This window comes from Cohnella lubricantis, assembly GCF_014212015.1.
GTDB classification, from domain to species: domain Bacteria; phylum Bacillota; class Bacilli; order Paenibacillales; family Paenibacillaceae; genus Cohnella; species Cohnella lubricantis.
Map to the genome: position 1 here is coordinate 1 of NZ_JACJVN010000092.1, position 1,905 is coordinate 1,905.

Here is a 1,905-nt window from a genome sequence, read left to right on the forward strand (position 1 = left end):
CTTGTGCGCCACGCATGGCGATTAACTAGGCGGTGAAAGTCCGCTGTGGGGGCTGGTAGTGGCCAACCACTAGCCAAGAGCAAGGGTGTCCATCGCGAGGTGGAATTTGAAGGAAGCTGGAGGCAAACTTCCGGCCCGAGGAACACGAACATCATCAGGCATATGGAATGGGATGAGCCTGCAAGACAAGGCAAAGTCCAATACACTACACAGACATTTCAGTGTAAATGATGCGGGTACATGGAAGGAAAGTGAATCGTCTTACCGTGGGAGGTCTCATGGACGTGAGGAGATGGAATTCGAATCACGGTTGAAACAAGATTTATCATGAGAAGTCAGCAGACGCCATAGTACTTCGGGTCGTCGACAACCCGGAGGAAGGGCTGAACCTTAGGAGGTGTAGGTCAATGAAAGGTACCAGAGCAGGAGTCAAGTGCAGCCAACTTCGAAGAGAAGGCTCGACGCAGAACGTACATGCAGAACATGGAGAATATGCGGGAGCGTACAATCCTGCGAGGATACCTGAAACCGACAACACCAACGCAACCGAGTCGAGGGATGGTTTGCTAGAGAAAATCGTGAGCAGAGACAACATGAACGAAGCGTTCAAGCGGGTCAAAGCGAACAAAGGCTCTCACGGAATCGATGGGATGGGAGTAGATGAACTTCTACAATATCTCAAAGAGAACGGAGAAACCATCAAGCAATCCATTCTGGACGGAACGTACCGTCCGAATCCCGTTCGAAGGGTAGAGATACCCAAAGAGAACGGAAAGAAGAGGAACCTGGGCATCCCAACAGTGGTGGACCGAGTCATCCAGCAAGCTATCGCCCAAGTCCTTACGCCGATCTACGAGAAGCAGTTCTCGGAGAACAGTTTCGGATTCCGGCCAAAGCGAAGCGCACATGGCGCCATCCGGAGAAGCCAGACCAACATCGCGGAAGGGTATAAATATGTGGTTGATATGGATTTGGAGAAATACTTTGACACCGTGAACCAAAGCAAGTTGGTGGAAGTACTATCCCGAACCATTAAAGACGGGCGGGTCATCTCACTCATTCATAAGTACCTGAAAGCCGGCGTGGTCGTGAAGCACCGCTTCGAGGACACGGAAATCGGCGTGCCGCAGGGAGGAAACCTGAGTCCAATCCTCAGCAACATCATGCTGAACGAACTGGATAAGGAACTGGAGAGCCGCGGGCATCGCTTCGTGCGTTACGCTGACGACCTGCTCATCTTCTGCAGGAGTAGGAGGAGTGCGGAACGAACGCTGGAGAACATTCTTCCCTTCATTGAGAAGAAGCTGTTCCTCAAAGTAAACCGGGAAAAGACGGTTGTAGACGAAGCGAAGAAGGTCAAATTCCTGGGGTTCTCCTTCTATGAGCGGAATGGTGAGACGCGAGTGCGTATCCACCCGAAATCCGTTATGAAGATGCAGGCCAAAGTGAAGGAATTGACAGGGCGAAGCAATGGGATGGGAAATGAAGAGCGGGCAGTAAAACTTAGACGCTACATCATGGGGTGGGTCAACTACTTCAAGATTGCGGATATGAAAAGTCAGCTTAAAGTGACGGATGAATGGATGAGAAGACGCATTCGCATGGTCTACTGGAAGCAATGGAAACGGGTAAAGACGAAATTCAAAAAGCTACAGACACTCGGAATCCACAAGCAGAAGGCATGGGAATACGCAAACACGAGAAAGGGCTACTGGAGAATCTCCAACAGCCCCATCCTTTCGAAATCCCTCGGCAACAATACCCTCAAAGGACTAGGTTTCCTCTTCTTCTCAGATTATTATCGACAAGTCACTGCGTGAACTAAGGAACCGCCGTATACCGAACGGTACGTACGGTGGTGTGGAAGGTCGGCTACTCAACTAATGGGTAGCCTCCTATCCGATT

1 protein-coding gene is annotated in these 1,905 nt (G+C 50.6%); it reads left to right on the forward strand.

Annotation, left to right across the window (positions count from 1 at the left end):
- Positions 1-407: 407 nt before the first annotated feature.
- Complete coding sequence (gene ltrA, locus H4Q31_RS19875; RefSeq protein WP_185180805.1) at positions 408-1,820, forward strand: group II intron reverse transcriptase/maturase; 1,413 nt, start codon at positions 408-410, stop codon at positions 1,818-1,820.
- Positions 1,821-1,905 lie beyond the last annotated feature (85 nt).

What these genes read in the sequence shown, in the direction of transcription:
- ltrA (WP_185180805.1), top strand. Translation starts at nt 408, where the DNA reads ATGAAAGGTACCAGAGCAGGAGTCAAGTGCAGCCAACTTCGAAGAGAA.